1 protein-coding gene is annotated in these 636 nt (G+C 50.5%); it reads right to left on the reverse strand.

What is annotated here, in order from left to right; translation table 11 throughout:
- The coding region (locus DUW71_RS17510; RefSeq protein WP_199671258.1) for a hypothetical protein at positions 1 to 636 on the reverse strand (636 nt) is incomplete at both ends.

A 636-nucleotide genomic window follows, 5' to 3' on the forward strand; every position in this document is an offset into this window, starting at 1 on the left:
CGTAGTCTTGCTGTAGCTGACCACAAGATGAGCTCAGTGGGTAGTCTACTGGGTCACCAGTACCGATTGACCAGTTGTTTTCGTCACAAGCGTTGTAACGGATGGTTTCTTTCATTGACTGCGCAAGGAACGCAGCAATCGCCACTTTCGCATACAGCGAGTTGGTCGCTTCGTCTTGGCCTTCATCGTACAACCATAGCTGCTCACCAGCGATACCTACGTTGTGCATTGAGCTCAATGCTTGTAGGAAGTCAGCCCACTTGTAAACAGTCGATGGTGCGTACTTACCTTGCGATACTTCGTACAAGAACGCTTCGTTGTTCATGGTTTGCTCAACCGACAACAAGGTGCTGTTCAACGACTGGATTGACGTGAGCGCAAGGCTAGTGTCGATCGCGCTGCCGTCACCTTCTTTGTAAAGCGGGATGGTTGCAGACATGTAGTCATTGATCTTCGCATCTAGGCTTGCGTTGTCAGCGTCGAACAATACCGCAAATACGTTGTGGTAAGCCGCGTGGCGTAGTTTACGCTCAGCTGAGGTCGCACCTAGGAAGTAAGTACCAGCTTGGTCTGCAGGCACTGAGCTTAGCATCGCAGGCGTCTTAACGAAGTCAGACACTTGCTTAACAAAGCGTA

The organism is Salinibius halmophilus (genome assembly GCF_003577475.1).
GTDB lineage: Bacteria > Pseudomonadota > Gammaproteobacteria > Pseudomonadales > Natronospirillaceae > Salinibius > Salinibius halmophilus.